This is a genomic window from Arthrobacter sp. 10N410, assembly GCF_056394945.1.
In genome coordinates this window covers 474,061-493,951 of the sequence record NZ_JBFTIP010000002.1, presented here as the reverse complement: position 1 = coordinate 493,951, position 19,891 = coordinate 474,061, and the positions used below count along the sequence as shown (strand labels likewise).

The following is a 19,891-nucleotide window of genomic DNA, read 5'->3' as shown; positions in this document are numbered from 1 at the left end:
CCCACCCTAGCGCCGCCGTCTGCACCGCCCGCCGCGGCCGGTGCCTAGCCCGCGCCGTGTCCGGCGGTAACCTCTTCGCCGGCCCGGACGGGACCCGGCGGCGTGCCGTTGCCGAAGGGGCGGCCGCCGAGGGCCTCGCGGCCGTGCTCCGAGAGCCAGTTGCCCAGTTCCGGACCCTTCGGGACGATCCCGGTGGGGTTGATGTCCTCGTGGACGATGTAATAGTGCTGCTTGATCTGCACGAAGTCGGTCGTATCACCGAAGCCGGGGGTCTGGAACAGGTCCCGGGCGTAGGCCCACAGCGCCGGCATTTCGCTGAGCTTCTGGCGATTGCACTTGAAGTGCCCGTGGTAGACGGCGTCGAAGCGTGCCAGCGTGGTGAACAGCCGGACGTCCGCCTCGGTGATCGTGTCGCCCACCAGGTACCGCTGCCCGGTGAGCCGTTCTTCCAGCCAGTCCAGCGCCGTCCAAAGCCGGTCGTAGGCCGCGTCGTAGGCGTCCTGGGAGCCGGCAAAACCGCAGCGGTAGACGCCGTTGTTGACCTCGGTGAAGACCCGCTTGTTGACGGCGTCGATCTCCTCCCGGAGGGCTTCGGGGTAAAGATCCGGGGCGCCGTCGCGGTGGAATTCCGTCCACTCGGTGGAGAAGTCCAGGGTGATCTGCGGGAAGTTGTTGGTGACCACTGCGCCGCTGGGCACATCGACGATCGCCGGGACCGTGATGCCGCGGGGATAGTCCGGGAAACGGCGGAAGTAGGCCTCCTGGATCCGCTCAATGCCCAGGACCGGGTCCTTGCCGCCGGGATCCAGATCGAAGGTCCAGGAGCGTGCATCGTGGGTGGGGCCTGGCTGGCCGAGAGAGATCACGTCTTCGAGGCCGAGGAGGCGCCGCACGATCACGGTCCGGTTCGCCCACGGGCAGGCGCGCGCCGCGACCAGCCGGTAACGGCCGGGTTCGACGGGCCAGCCGGGCTCCCCGTTGGCCCCGGGCGCGCCGTCGCGGGTGACCCGGTCCTCGATGTAGTTGGTGTCCCGGTTGAACTCCGCACCGCCGGTGACATAGGCGCCCCGCGTGCTGAAGGCCTGGTCCGATTTCGTGGTTGTCTCACTCATGCTCCCAGCCTATGCGCAGCAGGCCAGCCGGACGCACCTGACCAGCCGCACCGGCCCCGGTCAGCCCAGCCGGGCAGCCCAGCAGATCAGCCCAGCAGATCAGCCCAGCCGGGCAGCCTGGGCCACGAGGCCGAACTGGCCGGCGACGACCGGCGCCATCGGCTGCCATGCCACCCACCAGGCCGCCGCCACCACGACGCCGAACAGCCCGATCCAGACAAACGCCGGCAAGGGCGTGGAGCGGGCAAGCAGGTACGCGTCCGACGTCGACAGCCGGTTCCGGTGCCGCGAATGCACCGCCACCAGCTTGCCCAGGTCCCGGACGGCAGCCACCAGCAGTGCCAGCCCCAGGCCGATCATCACGTGGCCAATAAACACCGCGGGGACAACGAGGACCAGCAGCACTGCGGCGAGGACCGCCGCGGCCGTGATCAGTACACCGACGCCGTTGCGCAGGAAGAGGAAGGAAAGCAGCAACACGAGGGTGCCGACCGACATCGCCGCCGGCCCCCAGCCGTTGAAGCCTGACCAAACCATCGCGGCGCCGACGACGGCGGGGACCGGATAGCCCCAGAATGTCGACCAGGCGGCGGCCAAGGGCCGGCGGCTGTAGCTCGTGGTCGTGCCGGAATGGTCCAGGCTCAGCCTGATGCCGCCAAGCCGCTGGCCGGTCATGAGTGCGGCGAAGGCATGGCCCAGCTCGTGCGTCACGGTGGCGAGCAGCCCAAAGTACCGCCAGCTGGCGCGCGGCAGGGAGAGTGCGACGGCGACGGCGACCACCAGCAGGAGTTCGGTTCCGGTCACCACCGGTGCGGGCGCGTGGCTGAACCCGTCCACAATGCGGTGCCACCACGTTCCGGCCAGGTCGTCGGTGGCGAGGGCAGTTGACTCAATGCTCATGGGGGGACTGTTACGCCTTCGCTGTTATGCCGGGCCGGCGCTGTGCCGGATGCAGTAGGGCGTCCACGGCCTGGCCTCAAGCCGGCCCTCGGCAATCGGGCCGCCGCACACCTCGCAGATGCCGTAGCTACCTGCGTCGATCCGGACCAGCGCAGCTTCAATCTGTGCGAGCCCGGCCCTGCTTTGTTCCAGCAGCGCGGAGGCCTGGGAGAGTTCGAAAGCGATCGTCGCCCCCTCCGGATCGTGTTCGTCGTCGACGTTGGAATCCTGCCGGGCGGCATTCACCGACGTGATGTCCCTGCGCAGGGCGGGCAACAGGGCAAGCTTCCGCTCGCGCTCCTGGCTGAGGAGGATCCGGAACCGTTCGACGTCGATCATAGGGTGCAAGGCTAGCGCGGCCGGCCGGGAAGCGTCGAAACCGCCCCAAAACGCCCCGACCCTGCCGGCAGGTCCGGGCGGCATGCGGGGCCGAAAGGCCTGTTCGCGGGAACCGGGCCGGCCGTACAGTTGGATCAGATTCAGCAGGACCCGAGTTCCGCCCAGCCAGGGAGACGCCATGGACACGCCGGTTCCCAAGAAACCCGAGGAAGAAGCCGAGGCGCTCGCAGCCGTGGAGACGCACCATGCGGGGATGCTCAAACGGCTCGAGGCGCTGATTGCCGCCCTGACCCATGCGGTGAAGTCCCGCGACACCGGAGCCGAGCACGAGGCCCACGAGGTGCTGGTCGAATGGTGCGAGACCGAACTGGTCCCGCATGCGCTTGCCGAGGAGGGCCCGCTGTACGGCGGACCGGGGGCTATGCCGGAGGGACGGCTGCTGGTGGCAGGGATGCTCGCCGAACACAAGGCGATAGTCGGCCTCGTGGAGCGCCTCCGCGCCGCCCAGGGAGTGGACGCCGCCGTCGCCGCCGGCACGATCGGACAGGTCTTCGCCCTGCACCTGGAGAAAGAAAACCGGCTGCTGATGCCGTTCATTGTCGAATCGCCCGGTCTCAGCCTCGCCGCCTCCGTCGCCGGCCTGCACGAGCTGGTGGGGGAGGCCCACATCCATGCCGCCCACGGTGCCGAACCGCCGGCGCGCCCGGACAACGGCTGACGCGCCCATGAGGGACGGCACGGAACCGGCTGACCACCACCCCGCCACGGCAGACGACGCCGACGCGCTGCTGCGCGAACTGGCAGCGGCCCACGGGGTGGGAACCTCCTATTGGGGCTGGGACGGGGTGGAGCGCTCCGTTGCCGCGGACACCCTTCGCCGGGTCCTCACCGCCCTGGGCGTTGCCTCCGCCGGTCCGGGGGAGATCAAGCGATCGCTGGAGGCAGCCGAGCTGGCCCCCTGGCGCCGGTTCTTGCCGCCGGTCGTGGTGGCGCGGGAGGGAGCAGCGGCATCCTTCGATGTCCACGTCCCGCACGGGACCGACGTCAATGTCCGGGTCGTCGCCGAGGATGGCGCCCGGCACGAGGTCCGGCAGCTGGAGAACTGGGAGGAGCCAAAAGAGGTCGACGGCGTCCTGACCGGGCGCGCGAGTTTCGCCATCCCGGAGGGGCTGGCGATCGGCTGGCACACCATCCAGGCGGACGCGGCCGGCACCGCGGCGGAGTGCCCGCTGGTGGTCACTCCGGGGCGGCTGCGGACCACTGCAGCCCTGGCGGCACGCCGCAACTGGGGACTCACGGCCCAGCTCTACTCCGTGCGATCAGCGCGTTCCTGGGGGATCGGCGACTTCGCGGACCTGGCCGATCTGGCCGCCGTTGCCGGGGCGGAAGGGGCGGGGTTCATCCTGGTCAACCCGCTGCACGCCGCGGAGCCCCGGCCGCCGGTGGAGGACTCGCCGTACCTGCCGGCCACCCGGCGCTTCTTCAACCCGCTGTACATCCGGGTGGAGGATATCCCGGAATACGCCTACTTGGAGCCCGGTGCGCTGGCCGAGGCGGACAGCCTCGCTACCCGCCTGCGGGCCGCCAACCGGGAGGCGTCCCTGCTGGACCGCAACTCCAGCTACGAGGCAAAGCTGGCGGTGCTTGAGCGGGTGTTCCGCGTCCGGCGGGGACCCTTCCGTTCACGCCGGTTCAGCGACTTCTGCCGGGACCAGGGCCAGGGGCTCGACGACTTCGCGCTGTGGTGCGCCCTGGCAGAGAGCCTCGACCCCTCGGCGCCCGAGTGGGCGGACGCCGCTGCCTCCCCGGACACCGGGTACTGCGCCGCCCAACGGACCGCGCTCGCGGACCGGATCGAATTCCACCGCTGGCTGCAGTGGATTTGCGACCAGCAACTGGAATCGGCGCAGGACGCCGCGCGGCGGGCCGGCATGGACATCGGCGTCGTGCATGATCTTGCGGTCGGGGTGAAGCTCGGCGGCGCCGACGCCTGGACCCTGTCCGGCGTCCTCGCGCACGGCGTGACGGTTGGCGCGCCTCCGGACATGTTCAACCAGCAGGGCCAGAACTGGACCCAGCCGCCGTGGCACCCGGGGCGGCTCGCCGAGGCCGGCTACGCCCCCTACCGGGACATGCTGCGGACCGTGCTGCGCCACGCCGGCGGGATCCGGGTTGACCATGTCCTGGGCCTGTTCCGCCTCTGGTGGATCCCGGAGGGCGCCGGGCCGGGCGGGGGCACGTACGTGTACTACGACCACGAAGCGCTGATCGGCATCCTGGCCCTCGAGGCCCAACGCGCGGGGGCAGTGGTGATCGGCGAGGACCTCGGCGTTTTCGAACCCTGGGTCCGGGACTACCTGGCCGAACGGGGCATCCTCGGCACCTCGATCCTGTGGTTCGAGCACGACGGCGACGGGCCGCTGGCGCCGGAACGCTACCGGCAGCAGTGCCTCACCAGTGTCAACACGCACGACCTGCCTCCTACCGCAGGCTACCTGGCCGGCGCGCACGTGACGCTCCGCGAGTCGCTCGGGCTGCTGCGGCGCCCGGTCGCGGAAGAACGCGCCGCCGACGCCGCAGAGCAGGAAGCCGTGCTGGAGCTCGTCCGGGAGCGCGGGCTGCTGCCGGCAGCGGCGGAGGCCGGGGAGCAGGCCACGGTGGAGGCGCTGTACGCGTTCACCGCCCTCACGCCGTCGTCGTTGCTCGGTGTGGCGCTGGTCGACGCCGTGGGGGAGACCCGCACGCAGAACCAGCCCGGCACCAGCACGGAGTACCCCAACTGGCGGATACCACTGGCCGGGCCGGAAGGCGTCGTGCTGATCGAGGAACTGCCTCAGGACGCAAGGTTCCGTTCGCTCCTCGGCACGGTCCAGCAGGCCCTCCACCCCCGCGGATAAGTCGTTCGTGGCCGGCCGGCAGCTGGCTGAACCGGCTGCGGATGGGCTGCCGCACAGCCGCGGCCAGCGTGTCGTTGCGGACTGCGGCATCGGGGTGATAATTTCTCTTGCCGCCGAAAATTTGCGGACACATACGGCTTCCGCCGACCCACTCCCCACGCTTCACCGCGCACCAGAAAGGCCGCAATGGCGCTGCTCCTTCCCGACACCCTGCCGACCCTTCAGACGGCCACCGGCAGGTTCGTCCTGGCACCATTCACACCGCTCGACGTCGAGCCGCTGGCGCGCCTTCTGGCCCGCGACGAGATCTGGTCCCAAGGCTTTAGTGACAGTGAGGCCCGGCCCGCGGGTGAGGCCGAATTGTCGGCGTTCGTGGACCGCCGTTTCGCGGGGCTGCAGGTGTTTTCGGTGTACCAGCAGCTCCCGCTGGGACAGTCCCGTTTCGTCGGAACCACCGGCATCACCGAACACGACGAGAGGACGGAGCGCGTGAAGATCGGCCGGACCGTGCTGGACCCGGACCTCTGGGGAGCGAAGGTGAACCACGAGGTGAAGATCACCCTGCTCGACTGGTTGTTCTCCTGCGGGGCTGGACGGGTTGAATGCGACGTGGACAGCCGCAATCAGCGGTCGCTGGCCTCGCTGGCCCGGTTCGGCTTCACTGCCGAAGGCACCCGGCGCCGGTCCTCCCGCAACGCCGACGGCGTCTGGCGCGACTTCGTCATCCTGTCGCTGCTGACCGAGGAGTGGCCGGAGCTGCGTCCCCGCGCGCTGGCTTCCCTGTCCGGGCAGAGGCCCGCCGGGCTGCTCGCCGTCTAGGTCCGGGCCGGGGGACGCTCGCTTTGCTCACGGCTCCGGCGAGATTCTGGAGCACCATGTCCGGCACCTCCTCCCCGCGCGCCAGAGATAGAGGCGTGACGGTACTTGCGGCGTCGCCGAAGGGCGGTCACGAGACGGGTAGGTAGTAGATCCAAGAGGTTGAGTACCGTTGCCGTCCGCCATCAGGACCGGGGCAGGTAAATCGAGTACACGTTACTCGTGTACCTGCGCAGCGCCGTTCGTAGGTTGGGGCTACTGGGTCTCCAACTGAATACGAAGGTCTCGCCTCATGTTCGATTCAAATGCTGCCGTCTTAATTTCTGTTGCCGCAGGCAACCCTAAAAATCGTGATTCCGATGCCCCGGACGGGGTTAAACAGATTTCCCGTCCCGCATGGTGCCGGCAGGACCTGGTCGAGGACATCCTGGGCTCCCTGACCGGCCGCGGCTCACCCGGCGGCTCCTGCGGCGCGGTGGTAGTCGGGGCGCCGGGAGTGGGCAAGACCTTTCTGGCCCGCCAGGCGCTGGAGCGGCTGGACGACAGTTACCTTGTGGTGCAAGTAAATGGCAGTTCCACCTCGGCGTCGACGCCCTATGGCGCCTTGGGATCGCTGCTCAACGACCTCGACGAAGGATGCGCTGAACATCCGCTAAAGGTGGTGGCCGGACTTGCCCAGTTGCTGCGGGACCGGGCAAAGGGGCGCAACATCGTGCTGTTTGTGGACAACACCGAAGGCCTGGACGAGCTCGCCGCGCTCGTCATCAACCGACTGACCGTCCATGGAACCGTTCGCCTGCTGGCCACGGGAGAGGATCTGCTGGCGGCTCCGGGCGACTTGGTGTCGCTGTGGAAGGACAGGCTCATCGGTCGGACAGACGTGGGCGCTTTCAGCCTCGCCGAGGCAAGCCAGTGGCTGCGCAGCTTCTGCGCCGCCGAGGTCTCAACTGCCGCAGCAGTGGCTTTCTGGAGAGCCAGCCGCGGCAATCCGCGGGTGCTCGAACTGATCCTGCGCGATCAGATTGACGCCGGCACCTTCATTGAGGACGCCGGCGTCTGGGTGCTGACCAACCGCACATTCGTGTACGGCGCATGCTCCCGGGACGCCGTCAGCGCCTGGGCCAACCCGGAGTCCGAGGCCGAGCAACAGGTCCTTGAGCTGCTGGCGCTCAGCGGCGGAATGCCATTGAACACCCTCCTGCGCCTGTGCAGCGCCGAAGCCCTCGACTCCCTCACCCGGCGGGGCTGCCTCGACCTGGCAACCGACCGGCGGCCCCTTGTCCGACTCTCGAACCCGTTGGCGGAGCGCGCGATCCGCCAACGCGTCCCCCACGGCCGCAGCCGGACGCTGCGACGGCTCGCTGCACAGACCCAACGAGCAACTGACAGGTCGGCCACGGAAACCCTGGAGCTGGCCCGGTGGGCCCTCGACTGTGGGGAGGCCTTGTCCCCTCAGGAGGCCAGGCATGCTGCCCGGCTGGCCAATCTCGCAGGTCAGCCGCAGCAGGCCCTGAGGTTCGTGGAGCTCCTGGCTCCGAAGGAACGCGGCACCGCTTTGGCCCAACAGGGCCGGGCGTACGCAGCCTTGGGGGACGCAGCAAAGGCCGAACAGCTCTTGTCGCCGGATGCCCTTGACGCCATGGACCTTGCGCTGGGCTGTTGGGTTGAGGCGATGCTGGTGCGCAGTTCCGTCCTCGCATCCCGTCCAGGCCGCGGACCGGAAGCCCGCGCCGCGTTGGACCGGGTGGAAGCCAGGCTGAACGGAGCCGCTGCCGCCTCTGTCCAGGACGCGGCCGGTATCGCCGCGCTGCGGGAGGACGTCGCCCTGGCCAGGGCCGAACTGGACCTCGGCGAGGGCAGATACCGGCAGGCGACGGATGCGCTGAGCCGGCTCTATCCCGCATGCGCGACCCAAGGCAATAAGGTGCATGCTGCCACGCTCCTATGGCAAGCCTGGACGATTGTGGGACGCCATGCGGAGGCCCGGGCCCTTGTCCACGACATGCAGATGCGTTTCACCGCGGAGGAGCTGGCGGCGGTCAATGCCAGGTCAGCGGAGCAGGCACTGTTAAGCGTCTTCCTCGGGACGGCCTCAGATCCCCAGCTTTGCCATAGCCCCGATGCGGGACGGTTCGGCGACGGGATCGCCGCCGTCGCCGCCGTCGCATTGGACCAACTCGCCCAGGGGGCTCTTGACGCGTACTGCGGCCGGGCGGAGCGTGCGCTGGAAAGGCTGTTGCCGGCACATAGTCAGCTGGGGCAGCTGGATACGTCCGGAGCGCAGGCTTTGGCCAGTGCCACGATCGCTTACTGCTACGCCTTGCTCAGGGAAAACGACAAAGCCCTCCAGTATCTGCGCTCTGTGGAGCTGGACGGACGTTGCCCCTCTCAGCTCTCCTTGAGCGTGCGTTCGCTGTTTCAGGTGCTCGCCTCTGCCGAGCTGGCGTCTAAAGAAAAGGCGGGCGTGCGACTGCTGCAACGCGCCGAGGAGGAACGCCGACGCGGCGCGAAACTCCCTGAACTGCTCTTCCTCTGCGCTGCCGTGCGCCAAGGCTGCCGGGGCGCTGCCCCCCGGCTGGTCGCGGCGTCAGCTGCCGTCCAGGGTCAGTTCGCGGACGTCACTCACCTGTTCGGAACGGGCATTGTGGAACACGACAGCGCCGTGCTGCTGGAGGCCGCTGAAGCCGCCGCCCGGATGGGTGATGACCTGTTCGCCAGGGACGCCGCCAGGGAGGCCCAGAAGGTTGCCGACGCGGCGGGGGACCGGGCCGCGGCCCGGGCAGCCAGACACCGGATCAGCAGCAGTGTCCAGAAAATGGGCGTCCTCCCGGCGGAGGAGGACGGACCGACGCTCACAGCGCGCGAACAGGAGGTAGCCCAGCGGGCGGCCGCGGGTGAGAGCAACAAGGCCATCGCCGCGAAAATGTGCATTTCCGTGCGGACGGTGGAGGGGCATCTTTACCAGATCTACGGAAAGCTTCAGGTCTCCAGCCGTGCCGACCTGAAGATGACCTTTGCCTAGGGGGCCGGCGGACATGGACAACGACGACTTTCCCCGCGCCCTGGTGGGCTGCTCCGACCTGGTAGCTTCAATCGTGGCCGCGCTGCAGGACCCTGACCGGGTAGGAGTCCTGCTGGCGGGGGACGCCGGCTTGGGAAAGAGTGCGTTGGCCGGGGCGGTGCTCCGGCAGCTCGGCGCGGCGGTCAAGCCCTTCTGGATCTTTCCCGCAGCGGCGATGACGAAGCTCCCTTTCGGCGCGCTGGCTCCATACCTGGGCTCATACCCCTTGCCGGAGTCCGAACCGTGGCCGTCAGTGCCCCGCCGCATGGAGAAGGTGCTTAGCCGGCGGCTCGAAACCGGGGAACCCACAGCGCTTGTGATCGTGGAAGACGCCGGGAACCTGGATGCAGACAGTTCCAGGGTGCTGGCGCAACTGGCCTTGATGGGCCTGGTAAAGCTGCTGGTGCTCTCCAGACCAAAGCCGGGACCGACAGCAGCTTTTGTTTCCCTCTGGAACGAGGGGCTGCTGCGGCGCTTTGACCTGTCACCGCTCACCGATGCGCAGGCCCGCGAGCTCTGTAGCCAGGTGCTGGGTGGTGAGGTTATCAACAGCGCCAGTACCGCTTTATGCAGGATTGCAGGCGGAAACCCCCTGCTTCTGCTCGCGTTGATCCGCCAGGCCCAGCGCACCGGTGAACTGGTGCTGCGTAACCACGTCTGGATGCTGAAGAACTTTCATCTGCGCGTCGATCAGCAATTGAGGGATCTGGTCCGGGAACAGCTCGCCTGCAGGTCTGCGGCCGAGACGGAGATCCTTGAGACGGTCGCGCTCGCGGAGCCTCTGCCCCTGGCCTGGCTGCACCGGCTCGCCAGTGATTCGGACGTTGACACCCTGATAGAAGACCGGCTCATCACCATTGCCCGGGGGCCGCAAAGGTTGGTGCGGTCGGCCTCCCCGCTGCTGGGAAAGGTGGTGCGCGCCCTTGTTCCTCCGGCCCGCAGCATGATGATCCGCTCGCGCGTGCTCGATGTTGTGGACGGCACGATGCCGGAGGAGATGCAGACGCGGTTGGTCTGCTGGTCCCTGGACTGCGGAGCCGAGGTTCCCGACGAGCAGCTGTTGGGTGCAGCCGCCAGCGCCAACCGGCATTTCGAGCCGATGGTAGCGCTGCAAACGGCCGGAGCGATCGATGGCGAAGTGTACCGGGCGGCAGCGAAAGTCCAAATGGCAGACGCCCATTTCCATCTTGGTGATCTTCCGCGCGCGGCGGCGCTGCTGCAGGACTGCGTCGACTCCGCCGCGGACCACGCGACGGCGGGGGCAGCATCCATCCTCGCCGCCCGCGTGCATCTCGGCATGGGCGGGCAGACCCTGGAACTGAGGAAGATCGCCGCCTCCTGGCGCGCGTCGGAGCAGCGTCTGGGAGCAGGGAGCCTGACGCCCGGACCGGCCGAGTCAGCCGGTAGCCGGCTGCTGATTCTGCATGCGCTCCACTTGGAGGGACGTTACGCCGAGATCGAGGATGAGCTGGCCGAACGGCTGGCCGACACCGGATCAGATCCGATTACCCGCGCCAAGATTCTCTATCTCTGGGCTGAATTGCTGGCCGCCACCGGTCGGCCGGACAGTGCCTTCCGGGCGAGCGGCGAAATCCTGCAGCTGCTGGGGGGAAGTTCCACGGCGCAGTTCCGGGCGTATGAGCTGGCACGCTTCAAGCATTCGCTGGCACTGGTTCGCCTGGGACGATGGAACCTGGTCGCCATGCCCCCTACGGAGGCCCCCTGGCACGGATTCCGCAGCGGGTTGCACTTCAGCGGGGGACAGTCCTTGGTGGAAGGGCTGGCGGCGCTAAGACAGGGCGACATGGTGACCGCATTGGGCAGGCTTTCGGTCACCATTGAGGCCTTCTTTGAATCAGACTTCGACCACCTCCTGCCGTATGCCTTGGGTTTGGCGGCCTATGCAGCTTCCCTGCTCGGGCAAAACGACGTGGTGGACCGCTACTGCGAGGCTTTCAACCGCGTCCCGTATCGAGGGTCCGCACACTTCCAGCTGATGGGGCAGGCCCACGTCGCGGCAGCGCGGGCGGGTCTGCATGGAGCAGCTAACGGCGTCCGGGAGCTGTCAGTGCTGGCTGATCGGGCCCGAGGCATGGGACTGCTCGCGGCGGAGCGGGATGCCCGAGAACTGGCGCTCCGGCTCGGCGACAGCGGCCACTTGGCGCGGCTGGTGGAACTGACGGATCACGGCGAAGGCCCGGAGGCCGAGTGTCTCAATGCCTACGCGCGGGCCCTTCTTCAGCGTGACGCTGAGCAGCTGATCGCGGCCAGCGAAAGGGCACAGGAACTGCGGTACCACCTGCTGGCGGCGGAATGCCTTGGCAAGGCCGTCTGGTTCCTGAACGGCAGCGGGGACCGCAAGCGCGTTCGCGCCGTGGCCCAGTTGCTCCAGCTCAGGCGCAGGGAGCTGGCGGGAATCAGCACCCTGTCCCTGTTCGGCACCGATGACGCCACCTCCCTGACGCCCAGGGAACGCGAAGTAGTCACTATGGTGATCAACGGCAACAGCAACCGCGAAATTGCCCAGCTCGCCTCACTGTCGGTCCGCACTGTTGAAGGACACCTCTACCGGATCTTCAGCAAGCTCGGCATCAACCGCCGCGAAGACCTGACGAGTTGTGACCTGATGGCTGTGCGAAGCGACGCGCTCAGCCCCCGCTGAGGACCGGGGAGAACAGGAACGGTGGTTGGGCTACTGACCTGCCTCCATGACCAGGCCAACAGGAATGTCCTGGCTTACGGCAGATTTCCTCGCTCAACCGCCACGCGCCGTCTTCACTGGCTGAGTTCCACCAGTTCCCTGGCCCCGACGCCCATCGCTGCCAAAATCACATCGACCGCCTCGTCCACCGAGGTGGTGCCGGTATCAAGCACCAGATCGGCGTCGAGCGGCGGTTCATACGGAGAGCCGATCCCGGTGAAGTCCGGTATGTCGCCGGCCCGGGCCCGTGCGTACAGTCCCTTTCGGTCCCGCGCTTCGCATACCTCCAGCGACGTGGCCACGTGCACCAAGACAAACGAGCCGACAGTCTCGGCCATCGCCCGGACCTCCTGACGGGTCGACTCGAACGGCGCGATCGGAGCGCAGACGGCAACTCCGCCGGACTTGGAAACCAGGGAGGCGACCCACCCGAGCCGGCGGACGTTGAGATCCCGGTCCTGCCGGCTGAAGCCAAGACCCGAAGACAGGAGCCTGCGCACGTCGTCGCCGTCCAGCAGCGTGACGGGGCGGGAGTCTGCCCGCTGCAGCCGTTCCACCAGTGCGCGGGCGATTGTCGATTTCCCGGAACCGGACAGGCCCGTCAGGAAAACGACAGCACCCAGCGGTGGGGTGCCTGCTGCCAGCGGTTCGGGAGCGGCGGCACGCCGCCTCGGCGCTCCACTGGCCGCGGCCCCCGCATCGGAGGTGTAGTTGAGCAGGATGGAGGCGCCCAGCCGGAGCAGCACGTAGTCGCGCAGGGTCCGGTCACGGGCGCCGGACGCACCCTCGAACGCGGGCAGGACCAGCAGTCCGGTCCGGGCTCCAACCAGCTGCTCCGTGCAGCGTTCAAGGACGGAAAGCAGTTCCAGGACCGTATAGTTTCCGTGCTCCTGGCAGCCGGCAACCGCGACAAGCCACAACCGGGCGTGATGGCGGATTGCCATACCCATCGCTTCGGCGAGCTGGGCAGGCTCCGGCAGCCGGTCGAACGCCGCCACCAGGCTCGGATCCGTGTCCTGTCCCGGTCCGGTGAGGGGCCGCGTCAGACGCAGCCGGCGCATGGGCGGGTGCTCGGCGGGCTGAAGGGCTTCCAGCCGGCCGGCAAGATGCATGGTGCCTTTTCCCGCGCCCTGGCCGGCGGAAACGGTCAATCTGGCCAGCGGTGTGCCATCCGGATCCGTGATCAGCAGGGCGCCGCAGTCCACCGCCTGTTGGCCGACGGCGGCGGGCACCGCGAGCGTAAACGGCCAGGGCCATTCTGGTGGAACGTTGGAGGGTAGGGCATAGCCGTCCGCCGGGCCGTACAGGCCGCCCAGCAGGAGTTCCAGCTCATCGAGCCGGGCGCCGGTCAGAACGTGTGATGGTTCAGAACCGAAGAGCAAGCTCACAGTGTCCCCCTGATTCCGCTCGTTGAGTCCAACAAGGCGGCTGCCTCGCGCCGACGTCGGCTCTCCACGGTGGCCAGCGCCGGGAAACCCTTCTGCCGGCGCAGATACATCCATGCCAGGGGCGCCACCAGCAAGGCGGCCACCAGAATCCCTGCTGTTACCGGGTCCGGGACGGAGAGCATCTTTAGCGCCGAGGCCAGCAGCACAAAGGCCAACGCCCGGCGCACGAAACCGCCCGAGAGACGGGAGGACAGCATGGCCCCGAGGTAGACGCCGGGGATGCTGCCTAACACTAAGGGCAGGGTCAGGCCGAGGTTCAGATCGCCGAAGAGCGTGTGCCCCACGGCCGCAGCGAAGACCAGGGGAACAGCCTGCAAGAGATCGGTGCCGACCAGCTGGTTGGCCTTGAGCCCTGGGTAGATGAGCATGAGCCCGATGATGATCAAGGACCCGCTTCCGACGGACGTCATGCCCACCACAATGCCGCCCAGAATGCCCAAAAGGACGGTGGGCAGAACCCGGACCGCCACCTGCGGCCGCTCTGTAGGCAGCTCGGCTCCGCGCCCGTCCGCGCTGCGTGCGCGCTCGGCAAGCCGGAGGTAGGCCCGCACCACCAACAGGATGGCGCTCAAGAGCAGAGCGAAGCCGAGCGCCGTTTTGACGCTCTGCTGGACGTCCTCGCCGGGGCCCAGCCATTTGAGGACCAGCACGCCGCAGAAGGCTGAGGGCACCGAACCCACTGCCAGCCACTTGACCACGTCCAAGTTCACCGTCCGGCGCCGCAGGTGTACCAGGGAGCCCACCGGCTTCATGACGGCGCTGGCGACGAGGTCGCTGGAGACCGCGGCGAGCGGGGGAACGCCAAAGAACAGCACCAGTGCGGGGGTCATCAGGGCGCCGCCGCCCATACCTGTCAATCCAACGACGATGGCTACACCGAAAGCGGTCAACGCCAAGTTCAGGTCCATGGCCCAGATCCTGCCACCGAGGACGCACCGGACAAACAGGTAGTTCGGTGCCTCCGAGAGTAGTCACCGGGGCCGGGCAGACAGTGTAACCAGGTCCGATGCCGCGTGGTCAGACGCAAAGCACCTCCGCCGCGCACCCGCCGCAACCCCGCCGCAGTCCTGACGGACAGCCGATCGACGGGCAAGGCCGCCGCCGGCACGGCATTCACTCCGCTAGCCGCTGGTGGTGGTTGTTGCGGTGAGGTCGAAGCTGATGTCTTTGGTGGCGTGGTAGTTCAGGTGGGTTTCGGCGGCGATGGTGTTGGTTCCGTTGACCAGCAGGGAGAGTGGGACGTTGAAGGTGACCGGTGCGGCGTTGGCGTTGGAGGTGGGGATTGCTGCGGTGGCGTAGGTGTTGATGGTGACAGTGCCGGYGGGCATGCGGGTGCGGCCGACTTCGGTGCCGTTGACGTAGATGACGACGCCGTCGTCGGCGACGGTGGTGAGTTTGAGCGCGGTGACGGCGGAGGCGGTGGGGATGGAGAAGCTGCGCAGGAAGTAGGCGGCCAGGGGGCGGGCGCTGGTGGTGGCGGAGGGGTTGAGGTTGGTTCCCAACGGAGTTGAGCCGTAGCCCAGGGCGCCGGGACCGGTGTTCCAGGCGGAGGAGTTGTAGCCGGGGTTCTTCCAGGCCGGGTCCGGTGCGGTGGTGCTGTACCGGTATTTCCACACTGATTTGGCGGGCACGACGACGTCGGTGACGGAGCCGGAGGAGGTGGAGACGGTGACCGGGGTGGTTTTGGTGCCGGTTGCTCCCTGGGTGTCGGTGACGGTCAGGGTCACRTTGTAGGTCCCCGCGGCGGCGTAACTGTGCGAGGCCGATACCCCGGTCCCGGTGCTGCCGTCTCCGAAGGCCCATCCGTAGCCGGTGATGCCGGCGTCGTCGGTGGAGGCGCTGGCATCGAAAGCCGCGGTCAGCCCGGAGGCCGAGGCGGTGAACGACGCCACCGGCGCGGCATTCACCGTGAAGGGAACGCGCTGCACCGCAAGGACGGCCGAGGTGTCGACGACAGTCACCTTCAGCCATTCATCCATCGTTGCTCCGCCTTCCACCGTGATCCTGGAAAAGTTCGGGACCGGGGTGGTGAGTCCGTAGTACGACAGCCACGTCGACGACGTCAGCGGGCGGTCGCTGGCGAAGCTGTGAGTGTCCCCGTTGAAGAGGAAAACCGGGAGTTGATAGGCCAAGGATTCGGAGGCGAAGGCTTTCACCAACGGTTCGTAGGCGGTGCGGCTCGGGGTTCCCTTGAACATATCGGCCTGGGTCGTGAAGACCACGGCACGGCTGGCGTTCGCGGTGGCACGTTGGAAGGCAGCGTGAATGAGGGCAATGCCAGCGTCGGTTCGTGCGTTGACTTCGGCGGTCTGGGCACTCGTCGGCGCTGAATATCCGCTCCAGGTTGCCAGATCGTTGGCCGAGCCCACGATGTGCACCGCGGCGAACGTGAGGCCTTCCCGGTCGTAGAGCACGTTCTCCGGATAGCCGGACTGTGCCGTGACGCTGGCCGCGTTCCGTCCGAGCGTAGTGCCGGGAGCCGGGAAAAAGACCTGGCGCAGGGCGGCCAGGCGGTCGAGCGGATTGGCGGCGCCCACGGAGGCACCCGAACAGTCGGCCCATTCATTGTCGCCGGGCGTATAGACCAGCGGATCGGCAAAAGTGTCGAAATTCGCCCTGATGGTCGCGTAGTACGAGTCGGAGCAATTAGGCGGGCCACCGATGTCGCCGAGATGGGTCACCAGCTGCACTTGGGGATCCGCATTGATCTGCCCGATCCGCTGCGGGAAAACGCTAAGCTGCGTGGAGCCGTAGGGAGTGTCCCCGATCACGGCGAAGCTGAAGGGGGTAGCGGCCGCGACCGTTTCCGCGGCGGCTGCGGTGAAGGTCAGGGACAGCGCGATGGCGGCCAGCGCTGAAACGAGCTTGAGCTTCACCGACATCTCCTCGCATTAGGACAGCTAATCCTGGAGACCGTTCCTGCCGCAATCACGGTTCGGGTGGCCCAGATCCGGGTGCCGGTAGCCGCTCCAAACCGTCTCGGGTACCGAAAGGCTACAAGTGGGGCATCCGGTTGTCCAGCACACGTCCCGCCGTGAATTCGCACTGTAAATCCGCGCGAATCCGCGGCGGCGCTGCGGACTCACGGGACCTGCGTTCGGCCGGGGTTCGCCGGCCAAGTAGGGCCGGGCCTTTGCGAGTGGTCCGTACCCGCCCATCATTGGCCGGCCCAGTGGTCCGGGCCAATTACGCGATGAGACTGCCGGAAAAGACGCGTACTGCTTACTCGCGTGCCCGGCCGGAGGCACTCCTAGGTTTGTCTGATACATCCAGTCAGCAAACACCTCTGGGTACTGAGTAGGTCTCGACAATGTGCTTTTCGAACATCGGCTCCGTGACGGGCTTTTCCAGCTTGTCCTGGCAAGTTTCGGCGCGCTGCGGCCACCGTGTCCCGGCCGTCGGCCCGGTCGCAGACGGCGGGGACAGGGCCGGCCGAACCGCCATCCCGGCATGCGGCAGATTCGGCGGCCCGCAACTCAACTGGCAATCCAGCGTCCGCCTCGATTTGTACTACGTAAAAAAACTGGTCTCTCGCCGGCGACATCATCCTGCGGCCCAACGCCACGATGATGAAGAACCCAGCCGGCGCTTACTAAAACGGGGGAATCATGCCTTTGCTCAAACACGAGCGTCCCATCAGCGCCGAACTGTCGGATGCCAAGCTGGCCGCGGCGCTGGCTGAAGGGGCCGGAGACCTCCTGAGGACCCTGCAGGGCCGGGACACCACCTTCACCCCCAAATCCCTGGGCGCGGAGGGGGACAGGCGCTCCCATCAATTCCTGAAGAAGATGCTGCTCCGCACCCGGCCCAAGGACCAGGTCCTCTCCGAGGAGGCGCCGGACCAGGTCTCGCGCCTGCGGGCCGAACGGGTATGGATCATTGACCCGTTGGACGGGACCCGCGAATTTTCCGAAGGCCGCCGCGACTGGGCAGTGCACGTCGCACTGTGGCAGGAAGGCGAGCTGACGGCCGGCGCAGTCGCGCTTCCCCGGCTGGACATGGTCCTGACGGGCGAGGACGGCGGCGGATCCGCCGCTCCCCACACGGGTCTGAGAATGGCCGTGTCCCGGAGCAGAGCGCCGGAAATCGCCGGCTCCGTGGCCGCAGACATCAACGCCACCCTAATTCCGATGGGCTCAGCCGGGTTTAAAACGTGCGCCGTCGCCAGCGGCGAAGTCGACCTTTACCTGCACGACGGCGGCCAGTACGAATGGGATTCCGCCGCACCCGTCGTCGTCGCCCGTGCCGCCGGATTGCATGTGAGCCGCCTCGACGGCTCGGCACCGCGGTACAACCAGGAAAACCCCTACCTCCCGGACCTGCTGGTCTGCCGCCCGGAACTCAGCGGACTGGTGTTGGCAGCAATCGGCAGGGCAAAACAGCAAAGCCCCCAAACGAAAGGACACGCCGGTGCGTGACGTGACCGAAAGCCCTAGGCGCATCCTTTCCCAGCTTGAGGTTCTCGAGTCCGAGGCCATCTACATCCTCCGGGAAGTGGTGGCGGAGATCGAGCACCCGGCGCTGATGTTCTCCGGCGGGAAAGATTCGATCGTCATGCTGCACCTCGCCGGTAAGGCGTTCGCTCCTGCCCGTATCCCGTTTCCGGTGCTCCATATCGACACCGGCCACAACTTCCCGGAGGTGCTTGAACTCCGGGACCGCATGGTGGCCCGGTACGGATTGAACCTGGTGATCGGATCCGTTCAGGACGCCATTGAGCGTGGGATTGTTCGGGAAGAGCCGAACGGCTCCCGGAACCGGATACAGACCCCGGTGCTGCTGGAAACGGCGGAGAAGAACGGCTTCACCGCCCTGCTGGGCGGTGCCCGCAGGGATGAGGAAAAGGCCCGGGCCAAGGAGCGCATCTTCTCCTTCCGGGACGAGTTCGGCCAATGGGACCCCAAGAAACAGCGTCCCGAATTGTGGAACCTGTTCAATGCCAAGGTCCACTTGGGTGAAAGCATCAGGGTGTTTCCGCTGTCCAATTGGACCGAGCTCGATATTTGGGAGTACATCGCGGCCGAAGGCATCGAAGTGCCCTCCCTCTACTACGCCCACCAGCGCGAGGTTTTCGAGCGCAACGGCATGCTGTTCGCAGCTAACGAGCTCTGCCAACCCGCCGCCCACGAGCCGACATTCACGGAATCGGTCCGCTACCGCACGGTGGGGGATGCCACCCTGACCGCCGCCGTCCGATCCCATGCCGACACCGTAGAGCTGGTCCTCGAAGAAGTCGCTGCCTCCCGGATAACCGAACGCGGGGCAACCCGCGGCGATGACCGGGTCAGCGAAGCGGCGATGGAAGACCGAAAGAAAGAAGGCTACTTCTGATGGACCTGCTGCGATTTGCCACTGCCGGATCGGTCGACGACGGCAAGAGTACCCTGATCGGTCGCCTGCTGTACGACTCCAAGTCCATCTTCAGCGACCAGCTGGAAGGAGTTGAGCGGACCAGCCGTGAAATGGGCTCGGAATACACAGAACTGTCGCTGCTGACGGACGGGCTGCGGGCCGAGCGGGAACAGGGCATAACCATCGACGTCGCGTATCGGTATTTCGCCACCCCGTCGCGGAAATTCATCATTGCGGACACCCCCGGCCACATCCAGTACACCCGGAACATGGTGACAGGGGCCTCCACCGCGGACCTGGCGATTGTGCTGGTAGACGCCAGGAAGGGACTCGTTGAGCAGAGCCGCCGCCACGCCTTTCTGGTTTCCCTGCTCCAGGTTCCACACCTTGTGCTGGCCGTCAACAAGATGGACCTCGTGGGATACTCGCGCCAGGTCTACGAGGACATCCGGCGGGAGTTCACGGAGTTTGCGGCAAAACTGCAGATCGCAGACCTGACCGTCATCCCCGTCTCCGCCCTGCACGGGGATAACGTCGTGGACCGCTCGGAGAACATGCCCTGGTACGAGGGCGGTTCACTGCTCAACCACTTGGAGAACGTTTACATCGCCAGCGACAGGAACCTGGTGGACGGACGGTTCCCTGTGCAGTACGTAATCCGGCCGCACACCAGCGAGCACCACGACTACCGCGGCTATGCGGGCAAGATCGCCGGCGGGGTGATGCGAACCGGGGACGACGTGATCGTGTTGCCCAGCGGACTGCCCAGCCGCATCGCGTCCATCGAAACCGCCGATGGTCCGGTGGACGAGGCGTTTGCGCCGATGTCTGTGACAGTCCGGCTGGAGGATGACATCGACATTTCGCGCGGGGACATGATCTGCCGGCCGCACAATCAGCCGAGCGTGTCCCAGGATATCGATGCCATGGTCGCGTGGATGAGCGAGGAGCCTCTCCGGCCCGGGCAGAAGCTGGCCCTCAAGCACACCACCCGCAACACCAGGGCCCTGGTGCAGTCCGTGCAGTACGAACTCAACGTCAACACCCTGCACCGGGACGAATCCGCCCCCGAACTTGGGCTGAACTCCATCGGCCGCGTCCGGCTGCGGACGACGACGCCGCTGCTGACCGACGAGTACCGGCGGAACCGTGAAACGGGCGGATTTGTACTGATTGACGAAAACACCCACAGTACCGTCGGCGCCGGAATGATCATCTGAAGCCAC

At 67.1% G+C, this 19,891-nt stretch carries 14 protein-coding genes; 8 read left to right on the top strand and 6 right to left on the bottom strand.

Annotated features, from left to right (window positions below; translation table 11 throughout):
• Positions 1–44 precede the first annotated feature (44 nt).
• The 3 genes from AC1DB8_RS06725 to AC1DB8_RS06715 form a co-directional block, all read right to left on the bottom strand.
• Entirely contained in the window at positions 45–1,112 is a 1,068-nt protein-coding gene (locus tag AC1DB8_RS06725) for a glutathione S-transferase family protein (protein WP_476892549.1), read from the bottom strand.
• 99 nt (positions 1,113–1,211) lie between these two features.
• On the bottom strand, positions 1,212–2,012 hold the full coding sequence (locus AC1DB8_RS06720; RefSeq protein WP_476892548.1) for a M50 family metallopeptidase: 801 nt from the start codon (positions 2,010–2,012) through the stop codon (positions 1,212–1,214).
• Between the two features lie 24 nt (positions 2,013–2,036).
• On the bottom strand, positions 2,037–2,390 hold the full coding sequence (locus AC1DB8_RS06715; RefSeq protein ID WP_441418738.1) for a TraR/DksA family transcriptional regulator: 354 nt from the start codon (positions 2,388–2,390) through the stop codon (positions 2,037–2,039).
• Positions 2,391–2,568: 178 nt separating this feature from the next.
• On the opposite strand from AC1DB8_RS06715, the gene AC1DB8_RS06710 reads away from it, so the two are divergent.
• The 5 genes from AC1DB8_RS06710 (at position 2,569) to AC1DB8_RS06690 (ending at position 11,826) form a co-directional block, all read left to right on the top strand.
• Positions 2,569–3,108 carry a hemerythrin domain-containing protein gene (locus tag AC1DB8_RS06710; RefSeq protein ID WP_476892547.1) on the top strand — a complete coding sequence of 180 codons (540 nt, stop codon included), beginning with the start codon at positions 2,569–2,571 and terminating at the stop codon, positions 3,106–3,108.
• Between the two features lie 7 nt (positions 3,109–3,115).
• A complete protein-coding gene (gene malQ / locus AC1DB8_RS06705) occupies positions 3,116–5,287 on the top strand; it encodes a 4-alpha-glucanotransferase (protein ID WP_476892546.1) in 2,172 nt (723 codons plus the stop codon).
• 186 nt (positions 5,288–5,473) lie between these two features.
• Positions 5,474–6,106: a GNAT family N-acetyltransferase gene (locus AC1DB8_RS06700; protein WP_441418741.1), complete on the top strand. Its 633-nt coding sequence runs from the start codon at positions 5,474–5,476 to the stop codon at positions 6,104–6,106.
• A gap of 289 nt (positions 6,107–6,395) precedes the next feature.
• Complete coding sequence (locus AC1DB8_RS06695) at positions 6,396–9,125, top strand: helix-turn-helix transcriptional regulator (RefSeq protein WP_476892545.1); 2,730 nt, start codon at positions 6,396–6,398, stop codon at positions 9,123–9,125.
• A 13-nt stretch (positions 9,126–9,138) separates the two neighbouring features.
• On the top strand, positions 9,139–11,826 hold the full coding sequence (locus AC1DB8_RS06690) for a LuxR C-terminal-related transcriptional regulator (RefSeq protein ID WP_476892544.1): 2,688 nt from the start codon (positions 9,139–9,141) through the stop codon (positions 11,824–11,826).
• Between the two features lie 113 nt (positions 11,827–11,939).
• Here the strand turns inward: AC1DB8_RS06690 and cysC are convergent, their stop codons facing one another.
• From cysC to AC1DB8_RS06675, 3 genes are all read right to left on the bottom strand, one after another.
• Complete coding sequence (cysC, locus tag AC1DB8_RS06685; RefSeq protein WP_476892543.1) at positions 11,940–13,253, bottom strand: adenylyl-sulfate kinase; 1,314 nt, start codon at positions 13,251–13,253, stop codon at positions 11,940–11,942.
• Positions 13,250–14,221, bottom strand: coding sequence for a sulfite exporter TauE/SafE family protein (locus AC1DB8_RS06680; protein ID WP_476892542.1), 972 nt, complete (start codon positions 14,219–14,221; stop codon positions 13,250–13,252). Before AC1DB8_RS06680 ends, cysC begins: the two co-directional genes overlap by 4 nt.
• A gap of 213 nt (positions 14,222–14,434) precedes the next feature.
• Complete coding sequence (locus AC1DB8_RS06675) at positions 14,435–16,189, bottom strand: PKD domain-containing protein (RefSeq protein WP_476892541.1); 1,755 nt, start codon at positions 16,187–16,189, stop codon at positions 14,435–14,437.
• Between the two features lie 732 nt (positions 16,190–16,921).
• Between AC1DB8_RS06675 and AC1DB8_RS06670 the strand changes: the two genes are divergently transcribed.
• The 3 genes from AC1DB8_RS06670 to AC1DB8_RS06660 are packed head-to-tail and all read left to right on the top strand — an operon-like array spanning position 16,922 to position 19,885.
• The gene (locus AC1DB8_RS06670) at positions 16,922–17,731 is read left to right on the top strand and encodes a 3'(2'),5'-bisphosphate nucleotidase CysQ (protein WP_441417819.1); all 810 of its coding nucleotides are present in this window, start codon (positions 16,922–16,924) and stop codon (positions 17,729–17,731) included.
• On the top strand, positions 17,724–18,644 hold the full coding sequence (gene cysD / locus AC1DB8_RS06665) for a sulfate adenylyltransferase subunit CysD (RefSeq protein WP_441417818.1): 921 nt from the start codon (positions 17,724–17,726) through the stop codon (positions 18,642–18,644). The genes AC1DB8_RS06670 and cysD overlap by 8 nt, the downstream gene beginning before the upstream one ends.
• Entirely contained in the window at positions 18,644–19,885 is a 1,242-nt protein-coding gene (locus AC1DB8_RS06660; protein ID WP_441417817.1) for a sulfate adenylyltransferase subunit 1, read from the top strand. Before cysD ends, AC1DB8_RS06660 begins: the two co-directional genes overlap by 1 nt.
• The last annotated feature ends 6 nt before the right edge of the window (positions 19,886–19,891 follow it).